This is a genomic window from Pseudomonas agronomica (genome assembly GCF_025917275.1).
In the GTDB taxonomy this organism is placed as follows: Bacteria; Pseudomonadota; Gammaproteobacteria; order Pseudomonadales; family Pseudomonadaceae; genus Aquipseudomonas; species Aquipseudomonas agronomica.
Window position 1 is genome coordinate 1 of record NZ_JAOSHO010000476.1, and the last position, 3,743, is coordinate 3,743.

6 protein-coding genes are annotated in these 3,743 nt (G+C 61.1%); 5 read left to right on the top strand and 1 reads right to left on the bottom strand.

The features are described 5' to 3' along the window. The 3 genes from OC610_RS22960 to OC610_RS29845 form a co-directional block, all read left to right on the top strand. A partial coding sequence (locus tag OC610_RS22960; protein WP_264431059.1) for a LysR substrate-binding domain-containing protein occupies positions 1–486 on the top strand: 486 nt, incomplete at its 5' end. Positions 487–597: 111 nt separating this feature from the next. Next, positions 598–861: a hypothetical protein gene (locus OC610_RS22965; protein ID WP_030142163.1), complete on the top strand. Its 264-nt coding sequence runs from the start codon at positions 598–600 to the stop codon at positions 859–861. Between the two features lie 97 nt (positions 862–958). Then, positions 959–1,045 carry a small membrane protein YohP gene (locus OC610_RS29845; protein ID WP_442087941.1) on the top strand — a complete coding sequence of 29 codons (87 nt, stop codon included), beginning with the start codon at positions 959–961 and terminating at the stop codon, positions 1,043–1,045. Positions 1,046–1,070: 25 nt separating this feature from the next. Here OC610_RS29845 and OC610_RS22970 read toward each other — a convergent pair whose 3' ends face one another. Next, entirely contained in the window at positions 1,071–1,652 is a 582-nt protein-coding gene (locus OC610_RS22970; RefSeq protein WP_264431062.1) for a TetR/AcrR family transcriptional regulator, read from the bottom strand. A gap of 146 nt (positions 1,653–1,798) precedes the next feature. Here OC610_RS22970 and OC610_RS22975 point away from each other — a divergent pair, with 146 nt between their 5' ends. Further along, the gene (locus OC610_RS22975) at positions 1,799–2,893 is read left to right on the top strand and encodes an alkene reductase (protein WP_264431064.1); all 1,095 of its coding nucleotides are present in this window, start codon (positions 1,799–1,801) and stop codon (positions 2,891–2,893) included. 53 nt (positions 2,894–2,946) lie between these two features. Continuing rightward, positions 2,947–3,735 carry an SDR family NAD(P)-dependent oxidoreductase gene (locus OC610_RS22980; protein ID WP_264431065.1) on the top strand — a complete coding sequence of 263 codons (789 nt, stop codon included), beginning with the start codon at positions 2,947–2,949 and terminating at the stop codon, positions 3,733–3,735. Positions 3,736–3,743 lie beyond the last annotated feature (8 nt).

The following is a 3,743-nucleotide window of genomic DNA, read 5'->3' on the forward strand; positions in this document are numbered from 1 at the left end:
CTGGCGCTGTACTACTGCAGCACGCCCCCCAAGAACATGAAGGTCACTGCGCTGTTCAATGAAGAAATTTTTCCGGTGTGCAGCCCGGCCTACCTGTCTCAGCATCCCGAGGCGGGCAACCTTGAACAACTCGGCGCCTGTACCTGGCTGTGGCTCGAGGACCAGCATCGGGACTGGATTGGCTGGAAGGAATGGTTCCAGCGCCTGGGCCATCCAGCGCCAGAACCTCGTCGACGCATCAACATCAACAACTACTCGATGCTGATCCAGTCGGCACTGGCGGGCCAGGGAATCGCCCTGGCCTGGACGCGGTTGCTCGGCGATCACCTACAGACCGGCAATCTCGTGCGCCCGACATCAGCCATCTTGAGCACCGATGCGCAATTCTGCTTGTTGGAGCCCCTGGGCCAGGTGCCGAACCGGCAAAGCGTCAACCGCTTCCGCGAATGGTTGATGGCGCGCCTGGCACAGACAGAGGATGCCTGACCCGTGGAACCTCGAACCCGTTTATCAATCAGCTTCAAAAACCAGCACCCGCAGCCGATACCATGACAAGCGCCCAGTGATTGGGTGGTGGGAATACGGCGGGAACCGGTGATGACAGACATATATCTGCTGATAGCGAGCGGAACTGACCAGAGCGATGCCTACGTCCTGGGTTGGTTCGATGATCGAAACAAAGCCAGGGAAGCGGCCGAGCAGAAGGAATGGGAAGCTTATCGCGCCAGCCTGAAAGCGGAACATCCTTGGTCCAGCCAAAAACCGTTGGCGCCGGACAAGACCGAGTATCGGCGCTATTGGATCAAGACCGTTTCGAAGTTCGAACATGTGTCCGTGCCGAGGTCCCTGGCGGTTCACTGAGCGGCGCCCAGGCTTTTTACCCATCGCGCAAATTTAACGAACTGTGCGCTCTCGCCAAGGGTCTAGAAAATTAAGCCCATCCGATGAGAGCGTTCCTATGTTGAAATTTCTTGGTGGTACCGTTGGGATCATTTTCCTGATCGGCCTGATCGTGGTCATTGCCCTGTTCAAGTTCATCTTCTGATCCCCCACAGCGGTAGCGCAATGCGCTACCGCTGGTTTTCCTCGGGGTCGGAGGCTGGCAAGGACGCCAGGATCTGATCACGGCAAACTTCAAGGATTTCGTCTGCCAATGGCGAATCATCCGGGCAAGCGCGCGAGAGCATGACCGCGCCGATGGCATGGGCGAGCAAGTTGATCATCTTTGCCCGTCCACCTTCTCCTGTGGGCTCGAACTTTTCCTCAAGGGTAGCCAGCGTGCCTTCCGCCCCATTGGCAAACGTGGCCTTGACCTCATCGGACTGACGCGCCGCGTCGCCACACAACGCCGCCATCGTGCAGCCGTTGCCCCGAGCGTCGCGGTGCTCCCGCGAGACATACATGGCGAAGAACCCAGCGACATCCAGGTCGCTGGCGCTGGTCAATGAGCGCGAAAGACTGTCCGCAGCGGCTTCGGCCATCAGGTCGGCCTTCGAACCGAAATGCTTGTAGAAACCGCCGTGGGTAAAGCCGGCCGCGGCCATCAGGTCCGCCACGCCTATCCCGTCAAAACCTCGCTCGCGAAACAACACGGACGCCGTCTCGACGATGTGTTCCCTGTTTGCTTGTGCCTGGGCCTTGGTGACTCTCATGTTCGTTTACCTCGTACCACTCCAATCAGGTCTTCATCATACATAGATGCCAACCGTAATCAAATTCGTTGACAGTTTAGATTTCGGTCATCATCCTAAGCGCAAGCCGCACCCACCGCTCATCTACTGGCACGGAAACGAGAGACATGACCGATCAGATTCTGTTTACCCCCTATACCCTGGGCTCCCTCACCCTCGCCAACCGAGTCGTGATGGCGCCGCTGACGCGTAACCGCGCAGGCAAAGGCTTCGTTCCCAGTGAGTTCGCGGCGACCTATTACAGCCAGCGCGCATCGGCAGGCTTGCTGATTGCCGAAGCCACGCAGATCTCGCAGCAGGGACAGGGTTATCAGGACACGCCCGGCATCTACACCCAGGCGCAGATCGACGGCTGGCGCGAAGTGACCGATGCGGTCCATGCCAAGGGCAGTCGGATAGTCCTGCAACTGTGGCACGTCGGGCGCGTGTCCCACGTGGCCCTGCAGGAAAACGGCGCCGCTCCGGTAGCGCCCTCCGCCCTGCGCCCCGCCACCAAGGTGTTCGTCAATAACAGCTTCGAGGATGTGTCCGAACCGCGAGCGCTCGACCTCGACGAGTTGCCGGGAATCGTCAACGATTTTCGCCAAGCGGCCGCCAACGCCATCGCCGCTGGCTTCGATGGCGTGGAAATCCACGGTGCGAACGGCTATCTGGTCGATCAGTTCATCAAGGACGGCGCCAACATCCGCACCGATGCCTACGGCGGCTCGATTGAAAACCGCGCCCGCCTGCTGCTGGAAGTGACCGCCGCCGTCGTGAGCGAGATCGGTGCCGGACGCACCGGCCTGCGCATCTCGCCGGTCTCGCCCGCCAACGGCGTGTCCAGCAGCGCACCGCAGGCGCAGTTCGACTACATCGTCGATCAGCTCAACACCTTGGACATCGCCTTCCTGCACGTCGTCGAAGGCGCGACCGCCGGGCCGCGCGACGTGGCGCCGTTCGATTTCGCCGGCTTGCGCCAGCGCTTCAACAACACCTACATCGCCAACAACGGCTATGACCTGGACCTGGCCACTTCGCAGCTCCTGGAAGACAAGGTCGACTTGATCGCCTTTGGCCGCCCGTTCATCGCCAATCCAGACCTGGTGGAGCGCCTGAAAAGCGGCGTTCCTTTGGCTGCCCTCAACCCCGCGACCCTCTATGGCGGCGGCGCCGAAGGCTACATCGACTACCCGACGTTCGCCGAGGCGAATGCCCTATAGCGCCGAAAAAATCACGCAGTTGATCGCCCCCCAATCCTGAAGAGACTGACACCATGACCACTCGCACAACCGTTCTCATCACCGGCGCTTCCACCGGTATCGGCGCCGTCTACGCCAAGCGCTTCGCCCAACGCGGCCATGATCTGGTGCTGGTCGCCCGCGACAGCACGCGCCTAGAAGCACTGGCGACTGAACTGCGCAACGAACACACCGTGACCGTTGACGTGCTCCAGGCCGACCTGACCCAAATCAGCGACCTGCACAAAGTTGAAACCCGCCTGCGCGATGACGACCGTATCGGCATCCTGGTCAACAACGCAGGCGCCGCCCAATCCGGCAGCTTCATCGAACAGACCACCGACAGCGTCGCGCACCTGGTTTCACTCAACACCACTGCGCTGGTCCGGCTCGCCAGCGCCATCGCCCCACGCTTGGCAAACGCCGGCGACGGCGCGATCATCAACATCGGCTCGGTGGTTGGCCTGGCACCGGAATTCGGCATGTCGGTCTACGGCGCGACCAAGGCATTCGTGCTGTTCCTGTCCCAAGGGCTCAGCCTCGAACTGACCCCAAAAGGCGTCTACGTCCAAGCCGTCCTGCCGGCGGCGACCCGGACCGAAATCTGGGAACGCGCCGGCATCGACATCAATACCTTGAACGAGATCATGGAAGTGGGCGATCTGGTCGATGCCGCGCTGGTCGGCTTCGACCGTCGCGAACCGGTGACCATCCCGCCGCTGCAGGACGGTGCTCGCTGGGATGCGTTGCAGGGCGCGCGGCAGGGATTGTTGTCCGAAATCAAGCAATCGGCGGTTGCCGAGCGCTATAAAACCCAGGCCTGAACGGGGCA

Coding starts and splice junctions, on each gene's coding strand:
- OC610_RS22965 (WP_030142163.1), top strand. CDS start 598: ATGACAGACATATATCTGCTGATAGCGAGCGGAACTGACCAGAGCGAT.
- OC610_RS29845 (WP_442087941.1), top strand. CDS start 959: ATGTTGAAATTTCTTGGTGGTACCGTTGGGATCATTTTCCTGATCGGC.
- OC610_RS22970 (WP_264431062.1), bottom strand. CDS start 1,652: ATGAGAGTCACCAAGGCCCAGGCACAAGCAAACAGGGAACACATCGTC.
- OC610_RS22975 (WP_264431064.1), top strand. CDS start 1,799: ATGACCGATCAGATTCTGTTTACCCCCTATACCCTGGGCTCCCTCACC.
- OC610_RS22980 (WP_264431065.1), top strand. CDS start 2,947: ATGACCACTCGCACAACCGTTCTCATCACCGGCGCTTCCACCGGTATC.